Source organism: Nostoc sp., assembly GCF_036918245.1.
Taxonomy (GTDB): domain Bacteria; phylum Cyanobacteriota; class Cyanobacteriia; order Cyanobacteriales; family Nostocaceae; genus Nostoc.
Genome location: NZ_JBALEF010000056.1, coordinates 236,275 through 259,517, shown reverse-complemented (window position 1 = coordinate 259,517; position 23,243 = coordinate 236,275). Strand labels below are relative to the sequence as shown.

General features: G+C 41.7%; 25 protein-coding genes, 3 pseudogenes and 1 riboswitch. Of the genes and pseudogenes, 14 read left to right on the top strand and 14 right to left on the bottom strand.

Annotation, left to right across the window (positions count from 1 at the left end):
• Nucleotides 1–100: 100 nt before the first annotated feature.
• The 5 genes from V7L12_RS16285 to V7L12_RS16265 all read right to left on the bottom strand — a co-directional run bounded on the left by V7L12_RS16285 (nucleotide 101) and on the right by V7L12_RS16265 (nucleotide 3,988).
• Nucleotides 101–2,173, bottom strand: a complete 2,073-nt coding sequence (locus V7L12_RS16285; protein ID WP_335085632.1) for a glycoside hydrolase family 10 protein — start codon at nucleotides 2,171–2,173, stop codon at nucleotides 101–103.
• Between the two features lie 12 nt (nucleotides 2,174–2,185).
• Complete coding sequence (locus V7L12_RS16280) at nucleotides 2,186–2,386, bottom strand: hypothetical protein (protein WP_335085630.1); 201 nt, start codon at nucleotides 2,384–2,386, stop codon at nucleotides 2,186–2,188.
• A 17-nt stretch (nucleotides 2,387–2,403) separates the two neighbouring features.
• Complete coding sequence (locus V7L12_RS16275; protein ID WP_335085628.1) at nucleotides 2,404–2,976, bottom strand: HdeD family acid-resistance protein; 573 nt, start codon at nucleotides 2,974–2,976, stop codon at nucleotides 2,404–2,406.
• Nucleotides 2,977–3,160: 184 nt separating this feature from the next.
• A complete protein-coding gene (locus V7L12_RS16270; RefSeq protein WP_335085626.1) occupies nucleotides 3,161–3,712 on the bottom strand; it encodes an alpha/beta hydrolase in 552 nt (183 codons plus the stop codon).
• A 60-nt stretch (nucleotides 3,713–3,772) separates the two neighbouring features.
• Nucleotides 3,773–3,988, bottom strand: a complete 216-nt coding sequence (locus V7L12_RS16265; protein ID WP_335085623.1) for a bromodomain-containing protein — start codon at nucleotides 3,986–3,988, stop codon at nucleotides 3,773–3,775.
• Between the two features lie 1,013 nt (nucleotides 3,989–5,001).
• On the opposite strand from V7L12_RS16265, the gene V7L12_RS16260 reads away from it, so the two are divergent.
• A complete protein-coding gene (locus V7L12_RS16260) occupies nucleotides 5,002–5,445 on the top strand; it encodes a pyridoxamine 5'-phosphate oxidase family protein (protein WP_335085620.1) in 444 nt (147 codons plus the stop codon).
• A gap of 185 nt (nucleotides 5,446–5,630) precedes the next feature.
• Here V7L12_RS16260 and V7L12_RS16255 read toward each other — a convergent pair whose 3' ends face one another.
• On the bottom strand, nucleotides 5,631–5,774 hold the full coding sequence (locus V7L12_RS16255; RefSeq protein ID WP_335085618.1) for a hypothetical protein: 144 nt from the start codon (nucleotides 5,772–5,774) through the stop codon (nucleotides 5,631–5,633).
• 109 nt (nucleotides 5,775–5,883) lie between these two features.
• On the opposite strand from V7L12_RS16255, the pseudogene V7L12_RS16250 reads away from it, so the two are divergent.
• A pseudogene (locus V7L12_RS16250) lies at nucleotides 5,884–6,030 on the top strand (ChaB family protein); the annotation flags it as partial.
• A 339-nt stretch (nucleotides 6,031–6,369) separates the two neighbouring features.
• Nucleotides 6,370–6,945, top strand: coding sequence for a DUF411 domain-containing protein (locus tag V7L12_RS16245; RefSeq protein ID WP_335085616.1), 576 nt, complete (start codon nucleotides 6,370–6,372; stop codon nucleotides 6,943–6,945).
• Between the two features lie 40 nt (nucleotides 6,946–6,985).
• On the opposite strand, the gene V7L12_RS16240 is transcribed toward V7L12_RS16245, so the two are convergent.
• The gene (locus V7L12_RS16240; protein WP_335085614.1) at nucleotides 6,986–7,930 is read right to left on the bottom strand and encodes a tetratricopeptide repeat protein; all 945 of its coding nucleotides are present in this window, start codon (nucleotides 7,928–7,930) and stop codon (nucleotides 6,986–6,988) included.
• A gap of 227 nt (nucleotides 7,931–8,157) precedes the next feature.
• Nucleotides 8,158–8,547 (bottom strand): hypothetical protein, encoded by a 390-nt coding sequence (locus tag V7L12_RS16235; protein ID WP_335085612.1) that lies wholly within the window; start codon nucleotides 8,545–8,547, stop codon nucleotides 8,158–8,160.
• Nucleotides 8,548–9,063: 516 nt separating this feature from the next.
• Here V7L12_RS16235 and V7L12_RS16230 point away from each other — a divergent pair.
• Both V7L12_RS16230 and V7L12_RS16225 read left to right on the top strand, forming a co-directional pair.
• Nucleotides 9,064–9,480, top strand: a complete 417-nt coding sequence (locus tag V7L12_RS16230) for a KTSC domain-containing protein (protein WP_335085610.1) — start codon at nucleotides 9,064–9,066, stop codon at nucleotides 9,478–9,480.
• 255 nt (nucleotides 9,481–9,735) lie between these two features.
• Nucleotides 9,736–10,221, top strand: a complete 486-nt coding sequence (locus tag V7L12_RS16225; protein WP_335085609.1) for a molybdenum cofactor biosynthesis protein MoaE — start codon at nucleotides 9,736–9,738, stop codon at nucleotides 10,219–10,221.
• Nucleotides 10,222–10,419: 198 nt separating this feature from the next.
• On the opposite strand, the gene V7L12_RS16220 is transcribed toward V7L12_RS16225, so the two are convergent.
• Complete coding sequence (locus tag V7L12_RS16220; RefSeq protein WP_335085607.1) at nucleotides 10,420–10,860, bottom strand: VOC family protein; 441 nt, start codon at nucleotides 10,858–10,860, stop codon at nucleotides 10,420–10,422.
• A gap of 103 nt (nucleotides 10,861–10,963) precedes the next feature.
• On the bottom strand, nucleotides 10,964–11,377 hold the full coding sequence (locus tag V7L12_RS16215; RefSeq protein ID WP_335085605.1) for a GNAT family acetyltransferase: 414 nt from the start codon (nucleotides 11,375–11,377) through the stop codon (nucleotides 10,964–10,966).
• Between the two features lie 150 nt (nucleotides 11,378–11,527).
• Between V7L12_RS16215 and V7L12_RS16210 the strand changes: the two genes are divergently transcribed.
• The 9 genes and pseudogenes from V7L12_RS16210 to arsC all read left to right on the top strand — a co-directional run.
• The gene (locus V7L12_RS16210; protein WP_335085603.1) at nucleotides 11,528–12,283 is read left to right on the top strand and encodes a dienelactone hydrolase family protein; all 756 of its coding nucleotides are present in this window, start codon (nucleotides 11,528–11,530) and stop codon (nucleotides 12,281–12,283) included.
• A gap of 113 nt (nucleotides 12,284–12,396) precedes the next feature.
• A complete protein-coding gene (locus V7L12_RS16205) occupies nucleotides 12,397–12,579 on the top strand; it encodes a hypothetical protein (RefSeq protein WP_335085602.1) in 183 nt (60 codons plus the stop codon).
• A 17-nt stretch (nucleotides 12,580–12,596) separates the two neighbouring features.
• A complete protein-coding gene (ssuD, locus tag V7L12_RS16200; protein WP_335085600.1) occupies nucleotides 12,597–13,733 on the top strand; it encodes an FMNH2-dependent alkanesulfonate monooxygenase in 1,137 nt (378 codons plus the stop codon).
• 276 nt (nucleotides 13,734–14,009) lie between these two features.
• Nucleotides 14,010–14,093: riboswitch (adenosylcobalamin-variant (AdoCbl-variant) riboswitch) on the top strand.
• A gap of 62 nt (nucleotides 14,094–14,155) precedes the next feature.
• Nucleotides 14,156–15,664 carry a precorrin-3B synthase gene (cobG, locus tag V7L12_RS16195; RefSeq protein ID WP_335085598.1) on the top strand — a complete coding sequence of 503 codons (1,509 nt, stop codon included), beginning with the start codon at nucleotides 14,156–14,158 and terminating at the stop codon, nucleotides 15,662–15,664.
• Between the two features lie 48 nt (nucleotides 15,665–15,712).
• Nucleotides 15,713–16,339 carry a precorrin-8X methylmutase gene (locus V7L12_RS16190; RefSeq protein ID WP_335085596.1) on the top strand — a complete coding sequence of 209 codons (627 nt, stop codon included), beginning with the start codon at nucleotides 15,713–15,715 and terminating at the stop codon, nucleotides 16,337–16,339.
• 2 nt (nucleotides 16,340–16,341) lie between these two features.
• A complete protein-coding gene (locus tag V7L12_RS16185) occupies nucleotides 16,342–17,046 on the top strand; it encodes a precorrin-2 C(20)-methyltransferase (protein ID WP_334928028.1) in 705 nt (234 codons plus the stop codon).
• Nucleotides 17,047–17,126: 80 nt separating this feature from the next.
• On the top strand, nucleotides 17,127–17,453 hold the full coding sequence (locus tag V7L12_RS16180; RefSeq protein WP_335085594.1) for an ArsR/SmtB family transcription factor: 327 nt from the start codon (nucleotides 17,127–17,129) through the stop codon (nucleotides 17,451–17,453).
• 196 nt (nucleotides 17,454–17,649) lie between these two features.
• A pseudogene (arsB, locus tag V7L12_RS16175) lies at nucleotides 17,650–18,711 on the top strand (ACR3 family arsenite efflux transporter).
• A gap of 38 nt (nucleotides 18,712–18,749) precedes the next feature.
• Nucleotides 18,750–19,148 (top strand): annotated as a pseudogene (arsC, locus tag V7L12_RS16170) (arsenate reductase, glutathione/glutaredoxin type); the annotation flags it as partial.
• A 222-nt stretch (nucleotides 19,149–19,370) separates the two neighbouring features.
• Here arsC and V7L12_RS16165 read toward each other — a convergent pair.
• The 4 genes from V7L12_RS16165 to V7L12_RS16150 all read right to left on the bottom strand — a co-directional run bounded on the left by V7L12_RS16165 (nucleotide 19,371) and on the right by V7L12_RS16150 (nucleotide 22,790).
• Entirely contained in the window at nucleotides 19,371–20,057 is a 687-nt protein-coding gene (locus V7L12_RS16165) for a PHP domain-containing protein (protein ID WP_334822660.1), read from the bottom strand.
• A gap of 456 nt (nucleotides 20,058–20,513) precedes the next feature.
• Nucleotides 20,514–21,650, bottom strand: a complete 1,137-nt coding sequence (locus V7L12_RS16160) for an AIR synthase related protein (protein ID WP_335085590.1) — start codon at nucleotides 21,648–21,650, stop codon at nucleotides 20,514–20,516.
• 69 nt (nucleotides 21,651–21,719) lie between these two features.
• Nucleotides 21,720–21,926, bottom strand: a complete 207-nt coding sequence (locus V7L12_RS16155) for a hypothetical protein (protein WP_104906601.1) — start codon at nucleotides 21,924–21,926, stop codon at nucleotides 21,720–21,722.
• A gap of 261 nt (nucleotides 21,927–22,187) precedes the next feature.
• On the bottom strand, nucleotides 22,188–22,790 hold the full coding sequence (locus V7L12_RS16150; protein WP_335085588.1) for a superoxide dismutase: 603 nt from the start codon (nucleotides 22,788–22,790) through the stop codon (nucleotides 22,188–22,190).
• Between the last annotated feature and the right edge of the window lie 453 nt (nucleotides 22,791–23,243).

Genomic DNA, 23,243 nt, shown 5'->3' with positions numbered 1-23,243 from the left:
TTACACTATTATTATTAGAGTGGTTTTATCTTGAAGAGTCAGACCCCTATTCGTGAGTTGTATCCATAAAAGTTGTGGGTAATCTGGGCAGCACTTTTGTTCAATTAACTGTAATAACTGTTCCCACACTCTCGTTGGCTAATCTATCCACTGCACACACGGCATAGGTTCCCGCTTGTTGGACGGTAGCGAAGGTTGTACCAGCAGACAAAATTCGTTGAATTGTCCAAGTATCGCCACTCAGCCGATAAAGTGTCCAGGAACGAACTGGCTGATTATCTCCAGGCTGCCAACTCAGTTTGCGGTTATTGACTTGTAGTCCAATGGGTGGAGATGGTGGTGTTGTATCCTGCCAAGGCAAAGTCGGTGGTAAGGCAGGTTTGTTATACAGCAGACTTTGGAATTTATCAGCAATGCCCTGACTATTTTCTGTCAAAACACTGAGATTAAAGAAGATATTCCCCAGTGATAACTGTGCAGCTTGGCTACGACTAATTTTCACCTGTTTTTCAATCTCATCACTCTCTCGACTCTTGTTGCTTGGTTCTGTCAAATTGTTGCCAGCGTAAACGTGTCTTTGCTTTGTGTTTACCTGTGTCCACCACTTTAGCAACGCTGGATAACTTTGTTGTGGTTGGTCTGTGCGCCAGTAAAGTTGAGGAGCGATATAATCAATCCAGCCTTCTTCTAACCATTTCTTTGAGTCAGCATACAGCACGTTGTAAGCATCCAATCCAGTAATACCAGCGGGTTGTCCGGGGCGATAAATCCCAAAAGGACTAATACCAAATTTAACGTCGGGTTTGGTTGTTTTAATTCCCTGCCAAAGGCGCTGTACCATTTTGTTAACATTGTCCCGTCGCCAGTCGCCAAGGCTGAGTGTACCACCAGCTGCTTTATATGCAGCGTAGGTTTTATCATCGGGGAAAGGTTGTCCCTCAATGGGATATGGATAAAAATAATCATCTAAGTGAATGCCATCAACATCGTAGCGCTTCACTACATCGAGAATTACGTTATACGCCCTATCCTGAACTATTTTTAGTCCTGGGTCCATCCAGCGTTGTGTTTTCCACAAATAAACGCTTTCTGGATTGGTAGCTGCTATGTGGGGACGGACTGTTTTTGCTGGGTTGGTGGAAGTGCTAGCGCGGTAAGGGTTAAACCAAGCATGGAGTTCAAGATTGTGCTTATGACATTCTGCGATCGCAAACGCTAAAGGATCGTAAAATGGTTCTGGTGCTTTCCCTTGAGTTCCTGTAATCCAAGCACTCCAAGGCTCTAATCTAGATTCATACAAAGCGTCTCCCTCTGGTCGCACCTGGAAAATCAAGGCATTGAAGTTTAGCGCTTGTAATTTAGTAATAATCTCGGTAAGTTCAGCTTTTTGTTGAGCAACAGAAAGTCCCGGTTTGGAAGGCCAATCACCATTCCACACAGATACTACCCATGCCCCCCGGAACTCCCGGTTATGATTTACTTTAACGCTATTGACAGGTGTCGGTGTGGGTGTTGGCGTTGGAATTGGAGTTGGTATCGGTATCGGCGTGGGCGTAAATATTTGCGCCTGTACTAGGTAACTAGAGGCAATTTTTTCTGCCTGACCTAAATACACCAAAGCTTGATAAATAATCACTGCCACATCGGCACGGGTAGCTGCAAGATTAGGATTGAGTAATTTGATGTTTGGGAAACTAACCACCAAGCCAGCGCTGGTGGCAATAGCTACGTGATTTCTACCATACTCAGGAATCTGAATAGAATCTTGATAAATTTGTGAGAGTTTTGAGAGGAGGTCAGGTTTTACCTTGGTGGCAATTTCTAAGCCTCCTACCAAGGAAACCAAGACTTCAACTCTAGTAATTCGGTTAGCAGAACGGAACGTTTTATCAGGAAACCCGCTAATAAATGCTTTTTCGTAAGCTGTTTTGATGGCGGCTGCTGCCCAATAATTTGTGGGTACATCAACAAAGGGAACATACTGCCGCTTCTTGGAAACTGTCCCAAATGCGTTGGCGATAATAGCAGCAAATTCAGCACGGGTAAGTGAATTATCGGGGCGATAAGTGCCATTAGGCAACCCATTGACAATACCACGTTGGGCTAAGGCTGTAATAAATGAGCGTGCCCAATGGTTTTGAATATCCGAGAATGGAGTAGCAATAGATACCATTGTTAATTGCAGCTAGCTGGCCTTGATTTTGATTTCCTTAGTTAATTTAGCAATTTTGTTGGCGTAGGCATAGCCAGCCGTAGGCATCGCTGCTGCAATATCTTGTAAACTTTGACTACTCAAGTTTGGGAATGGGGCATTGGGCATTGGGCATTGAGAAGCAAAAAGGCAAAAGATTTTTTTCTTTTTACCTTTGACTTCCTTGTCCTGCATCTCCCCACTCCTATCTACTAACTAGCGTTTGCAGTTTGGTCAGGAGGATTCGAGGTAGAACGCCCATTCAACGCCAGCATTACGCGTGAGATGCCGGTGAAAATAATGCTGACACCAACTAGTGTACCCAGAAGCCAAGGTGCATTGAAGGGCCACTGGAACCAAATCATTGCACCTAACACAAGAGTAATAATGCCATTAGCTAATGGCCACGTCCAGTTTTCTTGTGGACGCAACTTGAATGCCAGAATTAACTCGAATGTGCCTTCAGTCAACAAAAATGTGCCAAGTAACAGAGTCAATGTAAGAACACCCGTATAAGGGTAAACAAACAGCATAATGCCGGTTGCAATATAAAGTCCACTCAAGAGAAGTTTCCAAATAAAACCCCCTCTCTCGCGGGTTTGAGTGGCATAAACTAGTTTTGTAAATCCGGCGAAAACCAAGATCGCGGCAATCCAAGTTTCGGCAAATATGGTGGTAAAATTAGGTGCTGCGATCGCAATAATCCCCAAAACACTCAGGATAACACCACTTATCAGTGACCCATTCACATTCTTGTTAGTATCTCTAGAAACATCGCTTGTCATAAAAATCCTTTTCCTATTCTTAGACTAAACTCTACATTTAGGTTAGGGAATTTCTAAGTAATAGGGTATGAACCCTAAGATAGACTCATCAGTATTAAATTGATCGCGAGCGTGACTAAAATTTACGACTATTGAGATACTAAATCAATCATAAGATGACAACTGCATTGTCTCTAAATGACCCTTATAAGAGTTCTGCAAGATTGCTTAGGCGTTCATAAACAGAGATGAGACGATCTCCTTCAAGTTCAACAGAAGTATTTGGATAATTCTGAATGGCTCCAAGTAGTGTAACTTCACCATTTTGTTTAATAGATGCACTTAAAGCGCTTCGCAGTGCCTGCTGATCTAGTTGTCCTGCTGGAGGGTGAACTACCTCACCAATTTGGTTAACTAAAATTGGCCCTGCCCAACTAGCTAGTAAGCTATTTAAAAAGGCAGCATCAGCTTTTATTGGAGCTTTCAGTGCCTTACGAGCTACTGCGGGGTCTTGTTGCGCCGCCTGTAAATAAGCTCTTAATATTGGGGTAGTTTTGCCAGTTTCTGTAAACTGACTTAATTCTTCAACAGATATTTGCCCCTGAAAAGTACCATACTTTAAAACAACTTGCTCGGCAGCATTAGCATTAGTAGTTGAGAATAGAACAATAGCGCCTACGCCTAGAGCTACTGTCTGAGTGAGTAACTTAGGAAATTTTTTATTGTTTAATCGACTGAAAAGTTGATAAATCTGCATTTTGTTAAACTTGATAATGGTATGGAGTAGAGATAAGCAAAAAATGCCTATGTCTTAAGATTAAATCTTGGCATTAGGCGAAGCTGCATGAGGTAGTATAGATTGATCTTCGTCTAAGGTTGATGCCGGCACGCCCAAATGCTTCCTTGCAGTTTCTTCAGCAAGCTTTCGGTCTTGTTCGTTCTCGAACTGACTCTCATCTAACAAATGAGGATTTTTTGCTGCTTCATCTCGGCTTGGCCGATAACCATTTTTCCACCTGTACTTCCAGTCCATAATTTTAAAGGCAGATATACTGCAATTTTATTTCCTAATTGTTTATAGTAGATGCTGAATGGAAAATGATACTCCTGCTATGGGTTGAAGAGGCTCATTCAGAGGGTATAAATTTAACATTTTAGAGTAAGAATACTTTGCTGGGTAAATTTTAATACTTTAATACGCGAATAAAAAGTCATGAGTGGCGATCGCTATTGCTGTGACATCTAAAATTTCACAGTCGCATAATTTGTTTAAGCAAATTCTATTATACCAAGCAGGTCAAATTAAATCTGAAAAATTAATAAAGTCATTGAAATTATGCAGTAGTGAAAAAAGCTGAATTAATTTTATTTTTAAACTGCGATCGCCCCACTAATCATTGGTGATGAGCTATGCCCTGGCGAAGCGATCGCAATTCTAAAATCTGGTTTTGATTGTTATCAATAATCTCTTAATTCACTTTCAACAAACATCAATTTTATCTATAAGTGATCATAAGCAGCAATTTGCCTATGAAAATCACATTTATTTACATCAACAGTGCTGAGAACGCAGACTAAAAATTGTACTTACAGAATATGTCTAACTAGAAGCGTAGTTAATAGTTATATTCATCAGCCTAAAGTTATAGATAAGTTTAAATTTAGCTGGGTGCAAAACTGATAAAATTTATGTCTAAAGAAATAATGCGGAATTAAGTTTACTATGCTTATAACTTACAGCAGATTTCAAGTTGATGAGGTACACAACCTAAGTCTGTTAACCAAGTAGAAAGCGTGTCTTACTCCTGTTAGCGTAGCAGGGCCTAGCCCATTCTGAATTCTGCTGTATGTAAAAAGAAACCAGTGGATCTTAAACAATATCTCTATAGATATAACTAAAAAAGCTAATTTTATTATAATTACACCTTTAGGCTCACGCAATCGAAACTAAAAAGGTTAATACTGAAAAATAACTTTATCAACATTAAATCTGGTTGTAATCAAAAATTACAGCCCAGAGAACAAATAGATAAAAAAGTACAAACAATGACAACTTCTACAGACCGCGATCAACAGATTCAAAAACTGCATGAACTAATCAAAGATATTGATTATGGTATGTTTACCACAGTCGATGATGATGGCAGTTTGCATAGTTACCCCATGTCAAAGAGTGGTGAGATTAACTCTGATTGCATACTCTGGTTCTTTACTTATGCTGGTTCCCATAAGGTGACTGAAATTGAACACTATGAGCAGGTCAATGTTAGTTTCTCGTCATCCGAACAGCAGCGATACGTTTCTATCTCAGGTACAGCACAACTTGTGAAAGAGCGCAACAAGATGCGAGAGCTATGGAAACCAGAACTTCAAACCTGGTTTCCTAAAGGACTAGACGAACCTGATATTGCTTTGCTGAAGGTAAATATTAACCAGGTTAATTATTGGGATAGTGCATCGAGTTTCAAGCCACAAACAATTAGTCTTTAAGTAATTAATAATTCGTAATTCGTAATTCGTAGTTAATAATTCAATTACGAATTATTTAAGACATGTAATTGTTAGACGAAATTGCGACAGTTTTCAGCGGTATTGATTCGCTGAAAGTACTGCCTCAGAATTGAGTGTAGGCGTAGCCCGCACTTCTCTACGAGACGCTGCGCGAACGACAAAGCTCAGTGACCACCGCAGGCATCGCCCGTGGCTTTCAACCAATACAAGCATTGCGCGATCGCTGTTACCAATACGCCGCTGAGAAAGGTTTTAAACTCTTCAAAACTTCCAAAGATTTGATACTGAATGAAGGCAGAATCAAACATGGCTTTTCACCCCAAAGTAAAGGACAAATATGAGACTGGGGAAATAAAAGTTATGACTTACAAACAAATTGCAGACTTACCAGATTCAGTCAAATAAAACTTACCCAAGCACGCCCAAGAAATTTTTCTGGCTGCATTTAACAGCGCTCAAGAACAATCTGGTGGAAAAGAAAGTGCCTTTCGAGTCGCTTGGGGTGCGGTAAAGCGCGATTACGAAAAAGGCGATGATGGGCATTGGTACAAAAAGCCAGAATAGAAGTGAACTAGCCACCAAAATATCAATCATGGGACGATCGCCTCAAAAAAAGCGTAGGCGTAGCCCGTCGTAGACATCGCTCCATTTGTTTTTATGAAAATATAATGACTAATAAGGAATCGCTTTTGCTTGATAGGATATAGTACAGTTTTAGAGATATGAGCAAAAATGAATGTAGAGGCGTAGCACTGCTATGTTTCTACAATGGTTATAGATAACACATATTTAATTTTACTCATATCTCTTTTATTATGTAAAATTGTAGTCTTTTTAAACGCAGAGGGGCGCAAAGTAAGCACAGAGTATTTTGGAAGTAATATTGTATTTAGGAAGTATCAGATGTCGCACAAACAATTGATTTACTGCTGGCAAAAATGGTTATTTCCCATCTTGATGTCTGCCACTGTGCAAATAGTGGTTCTAACATTAGGGGTGTTGAGCATCTTGGGAAGCACTGCTCCGATGAGTCATGCTCAAGCTGTTTTTACCAGTAGGCACATCCAGGAGCAACAGACACCATTAAAATCAACAGTGCTAAATGCCACTGTATATCACAGTCCCGATTGTAACTGTTGTGGCGGGTGGATTGAGCATTTAAAGGCACAGGGTTTTAAAATCACGGATTTTTATACGCCTGACATCGAAAGAGTCAAACAAAAGTACAACGTGCCGGATAACTTGTCATCTTGCCACACAGCAATTGTTAATGGATATATCATCGAAGGACACGTCCCAGCTGACGATATCAAACGTCTGCTTCAAGAAAAGCCAAATGTTGTTGGTTTAACTGTTCCTCAAATGCCTGTAGGCACTCCTGGAATGGAGATGGGGAATCGAAAAGACCCGTTTTCTGTGTTTTCTTTTGATCGTAATAACTCAGTTGCAGTATTCAATAAGTATAGTGGTGAGTCCTGAGTGAATTAAAAGGGTCTTTTAACTCGGAACTCACCACTGTTCATTTAGAACCAGTTTTGATCAACTGCGACAAATGACTTAACCATTTCCTCAACCAGAAGGTAGATGCTGCGCTTGCAACATTTTGAGAAAGAAACTCAATGGCATGGTTACAATCTTGCAGGCTGGCATCGAGTCCGATTGCATGATAAATTTCACCAGCATTGCAAAAGGCATCCATCGCTTCTGATTCTCGATTGATTTTTTCTAACACCAAACCCAAATTAAACCAGGTGTTTGCTTCCCCATTTCGGTCATCAAGATCCCTTCTGATCTCTAATGAATGCTGATAAAACTCAAACGCCCTTTGGTACTGTCCCAAAGCCTTATAAGCACCGCCCAATCCACTCAAGGCCATGCTTTGACCATTGCGATCGCTGATGAATTTTGCCAGCCCTAACCATTGTTGGTAAAACTCAATTGCTAGTTGGTAAGATCCCAATGATTCATAAGTATTGCCCAAACTTCCCAGGCTTATGCATTCCCCAGTCCAGTCACCTGTTTTCTTCGTTATACTCAACCACTGCTGATAAAACTCTATCGCTTGCTCGTACTTACCCAGGTATTCATAAGTATTACCCAAACTTCCCAAGCAAATACCTTCCCCAGTGCGATCGCCTATTTTCCTGGTAATACTCAACCACTGGTGATAAAATTCAATCGCTCGTTGGTATTTTCCCAGTGATTGGTAAGCGTTACCCAACCCAGATAAAGATTTGGCTTCTTCTAAGCGATCGCCTATTTCTTTAGCTATATTTAACCACTGCTGATAAAACTCAATTGCTAGGTGGTACTCGCCTAGTGACTGGTAAGCATTGCCCAAACTTGCCAAAGAAATGACTTCCCGATTGCGATCGCCTGTTTCTCTGGCTTTTTCTAAGCACTGTTCTTCAAACTCAATGGACTCAATATTATTTAGTCCCCCGGATCTTATTACTTCTGTCATTCTCTATAGAACTTTTTGATCGATAAGCTGTTGATTATACAATTTTCTGCGGCTTTAAAACAGAATAAGTGCAACTTATGTCAAAATCGAGAAATTCTTCTTCAATATCAAACTTTATTACATACGCAGCATCAGAGTGTATAAAAAATTTTTATTATTGTTAACAAGCACATGAATATACCATGCTGAAAAACTTAGCTTTCTTAAAAAATATAAGAAAAACCAAATTAATCAGCAGCAGCATAATCTGGCAATGCATTGAGTTCTGAATTCACAGCACTTAGATAATTTTGATCGTTTAAAACTTGTGATGGTAATTTATCTGCATTAACAGCAGCTTTAACCAAATCTTTCGCAATTATATTTCTATTCTGAGTTTTAAGTATTAGCGCTTCTCCGCTAGGAATACCATGTTGTTGCAGACCTCCTTGATAAGCAAAAGCAACTAGATTTGAAGGCTGGAGGTAATTCGCAGAAGTCGAGTTAGTGGATAAATTATTAAAGTTAACAGCTATTTCACTATTGTTGATAGTAGCTATTTGAGCGCCAGCGATTCCAGGTACAAAAGTAATAGAAGCAAAAATCAGTGCAGAATTTATTAAGGTAGCAAGTTTCATAAGTTATATTTAGGTAAAATGCAATCGGTATTCTTTATTAATAGAGTCCTCTTTATTATCAATCTCAACTTCCTTCAATCAGGTCATCTGATCGGTTGATCTATGACTCACCCAAAAGGGTGAGCTAATTGAATGACACAAAGAGCAATAGAGACTCCTTAAGCCTAGAAACAGAAAAAATTGGTTGAAATTTTCAAGTACTGAACTGAGGCGAGTTGAACATTTATGCAATTTTTCAATTCGCCTCTTGAGTTCTCCTCACAAAGCAGAGATTGCTGCCACAGGTGACTCAAACACTCCCATTCACTCAAGCTTAATCGTAAGTATTTCGCCGGATGTCAGAGAAAAACATTTTGTGCTGCTTTGTTAAAGCGTCTCCACGCACCTAAAATTCTCGCTTGGGAGAAAAAACTTGACGGCAAAGCGCTTTTATAGTATAAATGTACTATAAAAGCGCTTAAATGTTGCATAAAACTTTACCACTCCCGACTACGCCAATAGGAGAGTACAAAATAAATGAAGCTATCTAAGGTAGACTTGAGCAGTTTAGTAGCGATCGCTCACTCTGATGGATATTTGCAGTTGTTGCTCGACCGAGGTAACGAACTAGAGTTTTTGGAAATTCCGGCACCGATACAGGCTTATGAAGGATTGCAAGAACTAAACGAAGCGATTGCCGAAACGACTGCATTACCCTTTGAAGAAGAACCAATTGTCATGCTACCAGTTGTCTCATCAATGGCTATGGCTGTAGGCTACGATCACAACGAACAGATTTTGCAAGTTGAGTTTCAAAGTGGAGCGGTTTATCAATACTTAGGCGTAGACGAGGATACTTGGGAAGATTTACATTCCTCTGACTCAATTGGCAGCTTTTTCAATCAAGAGATTAAAGGTAGATATGATTGCGATCGTCTAGATTGTCCAAAGTAGATTCGCTTTGGTGTAATGCTTCTTGTACCTGCTTGTACTCCTGTTTGATGCTTGCCAGTTCAACTAAGTTCCGCCGGCTCTCTAGTTGTCTAACTACCACGCGGCTAAGAGTTTGCAATGCTTCCACTTGTTGGGGATTGATTTGGTGTGGTACGCGATCGACTATACACAGAGTCGCGCTCGCTTCTTCTCCCGGTGCTAAGTAATGCTTTCTTCAGAGACAATAGAAAAAACCTATATAATATCAACGCAGTTATGACAACCACACTTGCCTCTGCTGTTAAACCAAGATCAGAAGATAGTTTTGCCATTACCTTTGCGCCATTATCTCTGGAAGAAATCTACACCAAATCTGACGATCCAGCCAATGGTGCTGTGGTTGTGATGAGTGGTATGGTTCGCAATCAAACTGATGGTAAACCTGTGATTGCTCTAGAGTATCAAGCTTATGAACCGATGGCATTGCGGATATTTTATCAAATTGCTGCTGATATTCGCTTATCTATGTCTGATGTGAATCGAGTTGCGATTTATCATCGCGTTGGACGTTTGCAAGTTGGGGAAATCAGCGTTTTAGTAGCTGTGGGTTCTCCTCATCGGAGTGAGGCGTTTGAAGCTTGCCAATATGCTATTGATACGCTCAAACATCAAGCACCCATTTGGAAGAAAGAACATTGGGAAGATGGTTCTAGCACTTGGGTGAGTATTGGTGCGTGTGAAACATCAGGAGAAAATTGTTGATTTGAAGAGGAATTCAGCAATCAGAATTCAGGAGTCAGATTGACAAAATCTTCACAAGCACAGGTAAACTGCTATGCCCTTTTTTGAAGTGTATTGAACTCATCGACACCACTCACCAAAAGCTTGAAAACCCCATAACTTCGTTGAGTGGTGTCGATTGTTTCCACAGTAAGGGTTTCAGGCTACAAAATCGATTGCTTATTGAGAATTGATTGATGGGTGTTGAGAATTTGAAAAGTGGTGTCGATTTTGTTGCTGTGCAAAAGTACTCTTAACGAACTCTGCAATCTCTATACGATTCCCACCGGGATCTCGGAGGAAAAACCGCACGCATCCTGGAAGTGGTCGTTGATCGGGAATAATTTCTATCCCATGCTCTTTTAGGTGTTCTTCAAAGGCGTTCAAGTTATCGACTTGGAAACAAAAATGCCGTCTAGATGCTTGGTTATTGGCGTTTTTCTCTCTACTAACGTGTAGTTCAATGTCTCCCAACTTGTACCACGCTCCTGAATCATTTTTGATGACATCAGGTCTGGCAATTTCAGTCAGTCCCAAAACTCCGCTGTAGAAAGATAGCATTGCTTCCTCCACTTCAAAAGGATAGGTTACTTGAATATGATGAACTGCATTAAGCTTCATAAATTTTTCTCCTAATTTGGGTTAAATTTGGTAACGCTATAATCACCTTTTGCCGTAATACTGGCGTATTTCTAAAGTTTTTCTGTTCAAACTCACCAAACATCTATGCGACAACCTTTCCCATACTGATGCGTTCTTCAATGAGATAGCCAAGTTTTCTATAAAACTCAACTACTTCTGCGTTGGAGACGCGAACTTGGAGATTGATTTTGAAGCATCCCATCGCTATCAATACCTTCTCTGCGTGCTGCACTAGCTTGCTACCAATACCCTGCCGTTGATACTGAGGACTGACCGCAACTGTGTATAGCCAACCGCGATGCCCGTCATCTCCTGCCATGATAGTGCCTACAATTACAGAGTTAATCTCAGTAACGAAAAATAACTCAGGCTGTACAGCAAGCTTCTGACTGATTACCAATTTTGGGCTACTGTGTGACGGATTATTAGGAAACACCTCATCCCACAAAGCACTGACTAATTCAGCATCAGATTCTTGGTATGGTCTTATATTCATCTACATCTCTAAATCAAAGGACTTGCCTTTGCACATTGTTTGTGAAATACTACTGTTAAAACTACGGCAAATCGATATATTTTAAGTAGTATTGCACAAAAATTACCATAAAACATCGCGTGCTGAAAGCAATTACAGGCTAATCCTAAGATGACAAACACAGAAATTCACACTGCTCAAGTTAAAATCCCTAACGGAGATTTGCAAATTGATGCTTACTTAGCTGAACCAGCACAAAAGGGAACCTTCCCAGCCGTGATCGTGATTCAGGAAATTTTTGGGGTTAATATTCACATTCGGGAAGTTGCTGAGAAATTTGCCAAAGAGGGGTATGTAGCGATCGCACCGACTTTATTTCAACGCACCGCCCCCGGTTTTGAGGGTGGCTATACCCCTGAAGATATCCAGCAAGGAAGAGGGTATAAGGAGCAGACAACAGCAGAGGAAATACTGAGTGATATTAAGGCTGCGATCGCCTACTTAAGAACCTTACCAAATGTGCAAGGAGATGCGATCGGCTCCATTGGTTTCTGCTTTGGTGGTCATGTCGTTTATCTAGCTGCCACCTTACCAGATATTAAAGTTACAGCTTCCTTCTATGGTGGCGGTATTCCCAACTCAACTCCCGGCGGTGGAGAACCAACCATCACGAGCACTCCAGAGATTAAAGGCCCCATTTACGCCTTCTTTGGTCTTGATGATCAGGGAATCCCCTTAGAACATACAGAACAGATTGAGGCTGAATTGAAGAAAAATCAGATTACTCATGCTATTTTCCGTTATCCCGGAGCAGGACATGGCTTTTTCTGCAACCATCGCGCCAGCTACAATGCCGAAGCTGCTGCCGATGCTTGGAAAAATGTTCAAGAACTATTCCAAAAGAACCTTCAGCTTCAAAAAGTCTAAATTTTTAGGTTGGAAGCAATACAACACTAGAGGCGCACATCTACATCTGTGCGCCTCTACGACTGAACATAGGCCAATATTAGCCAAATAAGTCAGAAGATATTTTAACAACAATGGTTGAAAGGCGAACTTACGGTTTAAGACCAATTACGCCAGAAATCATGGAAAATCAACAGAGAATTGCAGATTTGTTTGCCAAGGAAAAAGTGATTCTTAAACCCATCAATATTAAGGAAGCGATGCTGACTAGCGAACAATATGCAGCTATAACACCGGAAACCATTAGCCAGAAATAGTGCCAGGAGATAGGAAAATGGAAGTTTTTTGGTATTTGCCGACACAGGGAGATGAGCGTTATTTAGGTACTACAATCGGTAGGCGACCAGCCACTTATCCCTATATGCAGCAAATCGCCCAAGCTGTTGATAAATTGGGCTATGGCGGGATGTTAATTGGTACTGGACAAAAACAAGATACTTGGATTGTAGCTACTTCATTAATTTCAGTTACGGAACGCTTGCGGTTTCTTGTAGCCTTTCGTCCGGCAATTATGTCGCCTTCTTTGGCAGTGAGAATGGCTGCTACTTTTGACCAAATTTCTAATGGTCGAATTATTCTGAATGTTGTCACTGGTGGCGATACAAAAGAACTTGCAAAAGATGGGATTTTCTTAGATCACGATCAGCGTTATGAACTCACGGATGAGTTTTTGACAATTTGGCGATCGCTCATGCAAGGTGAAGAAGTAACCTATAGTGGTCGCCACTTGCAAGTTCAAGGCGCAAAACTCCAATTTCCTCCCGTACAAAAGCCTTATCCCACCTTATATTTTGGTGGTTCTTCAGATGCTGCGCTCCAAGTTGCTGCTAAACACATTGATGTGTATTTAACTTGGGGTGAACCACCAGATCGAGTTGCCCAAAAGATTGCAAAGGTACGCCAATTAGCAGCAGAAGAAGGTAGAACGGTACGCTTTGGGATTCGGATGCACGTCATAGTCCGCGAAACTACGCAAAAAGCTTGGGATGCAGCTAATGAACTGATTCAGTATGTAGATGATGAAACCATAGCTGCTGCACATCGGCGGTTTGCTGAGTCTGAATCAGAAGGACAACGCCGCATGGCTCAATTACACAATGGTAATCGCAAAAACTTAGAAATTAGCCCCAACTTATGGGCAGGTGTTGGCTTAGTGCGTGGGGGCGCTGGGACTGCCTTAGTCGGAGATCCAGACACAGTTGCAGCGCGAATGCTGGAATATGCCGATTTAGGAATTGATACCTTCGTTTTCTCAGGTTATCCCCATCTTGAAGAAGCATATCGAGTTGCTGAATTATTATTTCCCAGGTTGCCATTACAAACTCCAGCGATCGCATTACCGCAGCAGGTTGCAAGTACATTCAGTGAATTTGTTACCAAAACAGATTTACTCAAACCACAGCCTGTGTAAGCAATTCAAAATTCCAAATTCCAAAAAGCATCAGTACGAAAAAACCTCAACTTAGATCGCCTAACTTTTTCTAAAGCAAGTTTTGCAGCAAAAAGGCTCAAGCATTCCTGCCTGAGCCATGACTAAATTTAATTTATAGACTAGCTTCAAAAGCTATATCTTTCGACTGGCAGTGGATAAGCTCAGTTAAAATTTCTGGCTATAGTAATGTAAGATGATTATCTGGATGATGTCTGGTTGAAATCTATAACCTAAACAAAATCTAAATTACTAAAGCTGGGAGTTGGGAAACTCCGGTGAAATTCCGGGACTGTGCCGCAGCTGTGATGGGATGACCCAAGTCAGAATGCCAACTCTCAGGATGTTTATCAAGACACACTCACCGTCTACTCCCTGCGTTGCACGGGGAAGGAGTTTTAAGTTTGGTTTCTGGATTTGCCACTTGTCCTGGCTTGTTTTATGCTACTCCCGCCGCAGATGGTATATTATCTCGCCTTAGAATACCAGGTGGAATTATTAGTACTCCGCAATGCCGTGCGATCGCAGATATAGCAGAACAGCACGGTGGCGGCTATATAGATGTGACTAATCGAGCTAACCTACAAGTTCGTGAAATCCGCACGGGGATAAATGCTGAGGTTCTGAAGTACCTACAAAATATGGGATTGGGTTCTGACAATACTGTTGTAGACCAAATCCGCAATATTATGACCAGTCCAACAGCTGGTATCGATCCCCAAGAATTAATCGACACTCGACCTTTTGTCCAAGGTTGGGATCGTTATATTGCTGGACATCCGGCGCTTTCGGGACTGTCGGCAAAATTTAGCGTTTGCTTTGATGGTGGTGGGATAATTAAGGTGGGCGATCGCTTGAATGATATCGCTTTTGCAGCTGTCTTAGTTAATGGTAATGTTTACTTTCGCCTCTATCTCAGTGTCGGCGAGAAGGGTCAACCGCCCAGCGATACGGGAATTTTGTTACCACCAGAGGAATGTTTGCCCGTCTTAGCAGCTTTGGCAAATGTCTATCTAGCTTATAGTCATACTCCGAGTAAGCGGCGGTTACGTTTGAGAGAGTTATTGAATACTTTGGGTTGTGAAAATTATCTCCAGGAAGTTCAACAGCGTCTACCTTTTTCTCTTTTGTACAGTGAAATAAGAAAAGACCTACTCCCCCAGCAAGGCAAGGGAGAGAAATATCAGCATATTGGCATCCATTCCCAACGTCAGCAAGGCTTATTTTACATTGGTGTCGTCTTGCCTCTTGGCCGATTGGAGAGTAGACAGATGCGGGGTTTAGCAGATTTAGCAGCAAAATACGGTAGTGGAACTCTCAGGCTAACCCCTTGGCAAAATTTGCTCCTTACAGATATTCCTCAGCAATGGGTTGTTGATGTCCAAAGTGAAATTGCTTTATTAGGATTAGATTCCTCTGCAACCAACATCAAGGGTGGATTAGTTGCCTGTTCTGGAAAAAAGGGTTGCGCCGCTTCTGCCACTGACACCAAAAGTCATGCGTTGGCATTGGCAGAGTATCTTGAAACTCGCGTTACTCTCGATTACCCAGTTAATATCCACTTTAGCGGCTGCGAAAAATCTTGTGCCCAGCATAGCAAAAGTGATATTACTCTCCTCGGCGTCAGCATTAAGGCTGAAAATAGAACTGTGGAAGGCTATCACGTTTATGTTGGTGACAGCAATCAGAAATTTGGACGCGAACTATATCAATATGTAACTTTTGGCGAACTACCTGTATTAATAGAGCGGATGCTATATGTATATAAAATTCAACGCTTAAATTCTGATGAGTCCTTTGGAGAATTTGCTAATCGATTTGCACTGGCACAATTACAGCAATTATTTAATATAATCCCTCAATCAATTATGAACAACAAGATTGCCACCTTTTTAGAGAAGTCGGCAATCTGAGCCTTTTGATTTTTATATGTCAATCCCAAATTTAAAATCCCAAATTTAATGCCCGACTATATCCGAGATGCCAACGAAATTTACCGTAATTCTTTTGCAATCATCCGGTCAGAAGCAAACCTAGATGTGCTGCCACCAAATGTAGCAAAAGTTGCTGTACGCCTCATTCATGCCTGTGGAATGACGGATATTGTTACTGACTTGGGATATTCACCAACAGCAGTACAATCCGCAAGGGCAGCACTGGCAGCAGGAGCGCCAATTCTGTGCGATTGCCGAATGGTTGCCGATGGCGTTACCAGACGGAGGTTGTCTGCAAACAACCAAGTTATCTGTACCCTCAATGAGCCAGAAGTGCCAGAACTTGCCCAGAATATGGGTACTACAAGGTCGGCAGCAGCTTTAGAATTATGGCGATCGCACCTAGAAGGCTCAGTAATCGCAATTGGCAATGCGCCCACAGCCCTGTTCAGATTGTTAGAAATGCTTGATGCAGGAGCGCCCAAACCTGCGATTATCTTGGGCTTTCCAGTGGGGTTTGTCGGTGCAGCAGAATCAAAAGCCGCATTGGCAGCAGATAGCAGAAATGTACCATTTTTAACCTTACACGGTCGGCGCGGTGGGAGTGCGATCGCGGCAGCAGCAGTTAACGCCCTGGCAACGGAGGAAGAATGAATATGCAACCCAAAGGTCGTCTCTATGGAATTGGTGTCGGCCCAGGCGATCCCGAACTATTGACTCTGAAAGCGCTGCGTTTATTACGTGCTGCTCCTGTGGTAGCTTATCAATCAGCCACAGATAAAGAAAGTATTGCAAGAGCGATCGTCGCGCAGTATCTTCCTGGCAATCAAATCGAGGTACTATTTCACCTCCCCCGCGCTTTGGAACCAGAAAAAGCAAAGTCTATTTATGATAAGGAAATTGAACCAATCGCCGACCATCTAGCAGCAGGTCGAGATGTTGTAGTGCTATGTGAGGGCGATCCATTTTTCTATGGTTCATTTATGTATCTGTTCACGCGGTTATGTGACCAGTACGAAACAGAAGTTGTCCCCGGAGTTTCCTCGCTAATGGCTTGTCCAGTAGCCTTGGGTGTACCTTTCACCTACTACACTGATATTCTCACAGTCTTACCCGCCCCATTGCCAGCAGAAGAACTGACTACCCATCTGCTGATGACCGATGCAGCGGCGATTATGAAATTAGGTCGTCACTTTACCAAAGTACGAGATATCCTGCATAAATTAGGGTTAGCATCACGGGCAAGATATATTGAGCGGGCATCAACATCACAGCAACGCATTATCCCCCTAGATGAAGTTGATCCAGCCAAAGTACCCTATTTCTCAATGATTGTGATTCCAACTAAGAATCGACTATAAACCTACTTTTCTTTTTGGTAAAGGTATTGTTTAACCTATGATTTAGACTTTACCATAAATAAATACTTCAAAAAAAGTTGATGCCTCCTAATAGCACCTTCACTCCTGATACGATCGCTGCTGGCTTTCATGCCCTGTCTGACCCCCTACGGATTAAGATATTAGAACTGCTGCGCTCTCAAGAACTATGCGTGTGTGACCTGTGCGACCATCTGGGAACCACTCAGTCTAAACTGTCTTTTCACCTCAAAACCCTGAAAGAAGCTGGTTTAGTTCGCGCTCGTCAAGAAGGGCGCTGGATTTACTACAGCCTCAATCTGCCACAGTTTGTTGCCTTAGAGCAGTATTTAGCAGAATTCCGTCGCTTTAGTCCAATATTGCCTATTCGTCCCCCCTGCGAGACTTAAAAATTCATCAATTTTTTTTGTAATTTTTTGTTTACTTATAGTTACATACGATTTTACAAATCAATTTTTTTTGAAATGATGGAGATATACTCTTTATAGAACTCACCGAATTTTAGATTTTCAATTTTGGATGTTGGATTGAATAATCTGAAATTCCTGCTTGAAGCTCCTGCATTCATGTACGGGGTTAATTGTAATGAACAAAAAGACTTTAAAACGCCTCTCCTTTATTGACCGCTTCCTAACCTTGTGGATTTTTTTAGCAATGGCTCTTGGTGTTGGTCTGGGTTATTTCTTTCCGGGAGTAGAAGCCTTTATCAACCAGTTCCAAGTAGGAACAACCAATATACCGATCGCCATTGGGTTAATTCTAATGATGTACCCGCCCCTAGCTAAGGTGCGGTATGAAGAATTAGGGGATGTATTTCGCAACGGAAAAATTCTTGGTGTGTCACTACTTCAGAATTGGATCATTGGGCCAATTCTGATGTTTGCTTTGGCAGCTACCTTTTTACACGGTTATCCAGAATAGATGACGGGATTGATTCTGATTGGATTAGCTCGTTGTATTGCAATGGTAGTTGTGTGGAGTGACTTGGCACGAGGCAATACAGAATATACAGCGGGATTGATTGCCTTCAACAGTATCTTTCAGGTTATCTTTTATAGCCCTTATGCATGGTTCTTCATCACTGTACTGCCGCCACTATTCGGGTTACAAGGCAGTGTTGTTAATGTCAGCATTGCCGAGATTGCTAAAAGTGTGTTTATCTATCTCGGTATTCCCTTTTTAGCTGGATTCTTCACTCGTTTCTTCCTAGTAAAGATGAAAAGCAAGCAGTGGTATCATGAGGAATTTGTGACTAAAATCAGCCCGACCACGCTGATTGCTCTGTTATTTACAATCGTGGTTATGTTCAGCTTGAAGGGGAATTTGATCGTTCAAATACCCTTAGATGTAGTGAAGATCGCAGTTCCCCTGATCGTCTACTTCGTGATTATGTTTCTGGTTAGCTTTTACATGGCTTGGCGGATTAAGACAGATTATTCTAGAGCCGCAAGTGTAGCGTTTACAGCCGCCGGAAATAATTTTGAACTTGCGATCGCAGTTGCGATCGCTGTATTTGGCATTAATTCGGGTGTTGCTTTTGCTGCCGTCGTCGGGCCTCTGGTGGAAGTGCCTGTATTGATTGGTCTTGTTAATGTTGCTTTCTGGTTTGAGAAACGTTATTTTTTGCCATCGGAATTGAGAACTTGATAAATAAATTTAGTCAAATTATTTGGAGGAGTTGAACGATGAAACGTGTGATGTTTGTCTGTAAAAAGAATTCTGCTCGTTCTCAAATGGCGGAAGGCTTTGCTAAAACCCTTGGGATGGGAAAAATTGAAGTGATTAGCTCAGGCTTAGAAGCAAGTCAGGTCAGACCAGAGGCGATGCCTGCGGCGGGCTACGCCTACGCCACCATGAAAGAAATTGGTATCGATATTACCGATCAACACTCCAAACCCCTGAGTGATTTCCAAGCGCAAGACTTTGATGTAGTGATTTCTTTGTGTGGCTGTGGCGTGAATTTGCCGCCGGAGTGGGTTGTGCGAGAAGTATTTGAAGACTGGCAGTTAGACGATCCAGCAGAACAACCGGAAATTTTTCCTAGAGTCCGCGATGAGATTAAAGAACGGGTGACTCAATTATTGCGTAACAAAGTTGATTATCTCACAGACCGCTACAGTGAACGTAAGGGAAAAGCTGCTAAACAAACAATTATGATAGCTTCTCAAGCTCTTGAAGTTAACTCTAATATGGTTCAAACTAACCAGCCGAATGTAGGTTAATATCAGGCTTGATTAGCGAAAATCCAAAATAGAATAACCTCCTGGCAGATTGAACCAGGAGAGTTGAAAAAAATCGATTCATTTTTACAAGCGTTGTAGCAGGCTTAAACCGTGGCTATCAGTACCACAGGTATTGAAAAGAAAGTATTCATCAGCTAACTTTTGCACTTGTTCTGATTCCAAGGTGCTGGGTTTCCAGGGGTTAGGGTTATTGTAAGCGTAGAAAGTTTCCACACCATCGATCCCTTTTTGCGCCGCAGCTGGAATTAAATCGAAAAGCGATCGCTTGTAACGAGCTGGATGAGCCAGAACTGCCAATCCCCCAGCTTCATGAATAGCGGCAATCACGTTACTTGCCTGATATTCTTGGCCTGTAGTCGCCCTTCTTTGCAGATAGGGTTTCATACTAGGGTGTTCTGTTGCAAAAGCATAGGCCAAAATGTGAACTTCTATATTTAAAAGGTTGGCATTGATTTCCACGCCACTCCACAGGTGAGGAATGGTTGCATCAGGATTATTCCACTTCCAATCTTCTAACCAAGCAAGGGCCGCTTGATAGCCGATAATACCATGATGATCGGTGATCGCTAACCCTTTTAGCCCAATAGCGATCGCCTGCTCGATCAATGCACTTGGCTGCAACCTTCCATCCGAGTGGACAGTGTGCATGTGAAAGTTGAATAGCCTTGGACAACTATGTGCATCAATGTTACGAAATACTTGCTTCAAAAGTTCTGCCGAAGCTGTAGTACGGGCCAAATTTACAACCATAACCCCCTCTGAAGAAAAATATATTTTCTTAACACACCAAAACGCCACATCTCTAGATGAGAAAGAACCAACACTAAAAATTAGTATCGGCTGCTACTTTCTCAGCTTTCTCAGCAAATTTTTCAATATGTTAAGACTACGTTAGCAAATCTTAATCTCAGTAGTCATGGGTAATTTACACTACTCTATTTTTAAGTAGCAATAAATATTACATCTAAAATTTCATAAAGATGTCTTTAGCATTTGTGGTAAATGACTTATAAAATAAAGCTTTAATAGAGTAATTATTTCTAATAAGCCTGAAAGTCACAATATTATTGCGTATAAAAAGTGTTATTTATCTCAGTAATTACAGCTTTTTTTAATCAATAATGACTTGAGCGTAGGCGTAGCCCGCCGCAGGCATCGCCTAAGTGAGTCTACACTTCGAGAAAACTAGCGATCGCTTGGGTTGCATTATATCGCTCGTGCAATTCCAAAAGAATCTCCCTTCAAGGTGACTCCCAAGGGTTCTACCACTACCTCGCGGGAAAGGGACGCTTCAACTCTTCCTGCAATCATAGCCGAAAGTTGATGTTCTCTTGCAAGCAGGACAATTCTCTCTGCATCCTGCTCTGACTCTGTATAGAATGCGAATCCTGCACCGTAATTGAACACCGAAAGCATCGTCTCGGCCCCACCCTCAAGATGACTTTCAACAAATGTAAATATCTCTGGTACTGGGAGCATCGTTTCAATGACATACCGAAGCGGCTTCACTGACCGCATCAGCTTTTGCCAGCCATGACCAGTAATATTCTCCATCGCCGTGGGACGAATTCCCTCACCAAGCACCGCCTGTACAAGGGGCGTGTAGAGATACGAAGCAGCATTCATCGCTTCCCAGAACTCCTGCCCACTTGGAAGTTTTGTTCTGTAGGCATCAGGAAGCGACTCGGCAAGCTTTCGCAGTGGGGTAAAGCCGTTCTCATGGGGACCTGAACTTTCGACGAGAACAATGGTATTTCCGGCATCCAGACACGAACTATCAATAGGAGCAACACCAGCCGGCATAACCCCAAAAACTGAGCCGGCGATGTCGAGCCGCCCTGGAATCATCTTGGTTTTGAGTTGAGGAGTTTCCCCTGAGAGATAGACACATCCCACGCGTTTGCACCCCTCAACTACTCCATCAAGAAATCCATCAAGAAAAGCGGGGGTAAAGATTGTTTCAGGAGTACTCGACGGCAGATAAAGACCGAGAAGTATAGTCTGCATACCTGAAGTTGCGGCATCGTTCGTCAGACACGAGATGATCTTGATACCAATATTCCACCAGAATCGTCGAAGTTCTTCTTCAGAGAGGTCGTCAGGGCGGGTATCGTCTGCGGTGCCCAGTCCTTCGGGGACAAGTGTCACAGAAAGTTCTCTAGCCCCGGCCTCCAGAAACGGAGCAAGGTTAAGGCTGAAAGCGTTAGCGCTTGCTCCCAGACCTGACGCGGGCACGATGCCATAAGCGCTTGCAAAGCCAAGTGTGCGTTTTGCGGCATCGATGAAGCGTCGTTTTGCAGCATCGAGAGTATCGTAATCGACTTGATCGAGAGCTTGAGCCATCAGGTTGCGTTTTAAGTAAGAAGTTAGGAGTTAGGAGTTAGGAAAACTCATAACTCATAACTCCTCACTTTAAAATACCTCATCTTCAATACCACGCCACCATTCCCCCAAATTCATCAAGTCTTGGTAAATATCTTCTAATTCTTTGATGTAGGCATCATTTGTCAGGGTGGCTCGACGCTCTTGCAATTTTTTGAGGCGCAGTTGTACCAATACCCAAGGTTTAGAGATGCTATTCGTTGCTTCGATGTATTGCGCTAGTTCTTTGCTATCCATATATTTTATATTTTGATTTTCATGTCACTACTTTTATTTAGGCAATGTCTGTCCCACTACTGGAAAACAGAAAAGGGAGAAATTAAAAAGAACTTCTCCCTTTCCTATTGGGCTTTCTGCTTCAACTTTTGTAAATTAACTTATTGCTTCTACTTTATATAGTCTGGCACAAGCGGCGTAGACGCATTTAGCTTTGCCATTCTCAAAAGGTAAGAAGCAGTTTACTAAGAGGCATCGCACTCAGTTCAAAACCGAAATTAATTAAGCTTTAGCCAAGTTTTCAGCAGCAAAGTCCCAGTTGGCCAAGTTTTCTAGGAAATTCTTGATGAACGCTGGACGGGCGTTTTTATAGTCAATGTAGTAGGCGTGTTCCCAAACATCCAAGGTTAGGAGTGCCTTCTTACCATGAGCTAGGGGATTTTCTGCATTTGGTGTTTTGATCACCTTTAGCGTACCACCATCATCGATCAGCCAAGACCACCCGCTGCCGAATTGAGTTGTAGCCGCGTTAGAGAACTCTTCCTTGAATTTGTCGAAACTACCAAAATCTTTATCGATTTTGGCTGCGAGTTCACCTGTCGGTGTGCCACCACCTTGTGGTTTCAAGGAATTCCAGAAGAAAGTGTGGTTCCAAACTTGGGCAGCGTTGTTGAAAATTCCCACCTTAGAGGAGTCTTGGAAGGAAATTTTGATCACTTCTTCCAGAGACTTATCAGCAAGTTCTGTACCTTCAGTGAGCTTGTTCAGGTTGTCTACATAAGCTTTATGATGCTTGCCATAGTGATACTCGAAAGTTTCAGCTTTCATACCAAAAGGCTCTAGAGCATCCTTTTCAAAGGGTAGTGGGGGCTGTACAAATGCCATTGTGTAAAATCCTCTCTTTACCGGTTTCCAGTTTTAAGCTATTGCAGAAATTTGGGAAATTAATAGCTTTTATTTTTAGGGGTTTTATGTCTTTAATCATGGAACATAAAACTTAACATCGTCATTTTACTACCAAAGTGAAGACGGAAACAAAGTACTTTGGTGATAAGTCAAATCGCTAGCAATTCCTGACTATGAATAAAAATGACTAATATTTGATAGCGAAAGGCTAATAACTAACTAGCATTTAGCAATTAAAGCTTTCATACTTCTATCTTTAGTAGGATTAATTACGATGTGAAAAATCACTCGAAAGTGAGATGATTTAATATTTAAATAAATTTTACATTTATTTAAATTTTCTAAGTGTTAATTTTTAAAGAAGATAGCCAATAGTCAAATTATCTATTTTATTTTTAAATACAGTTTTGAGGATGGTAAGTGAATAATCAC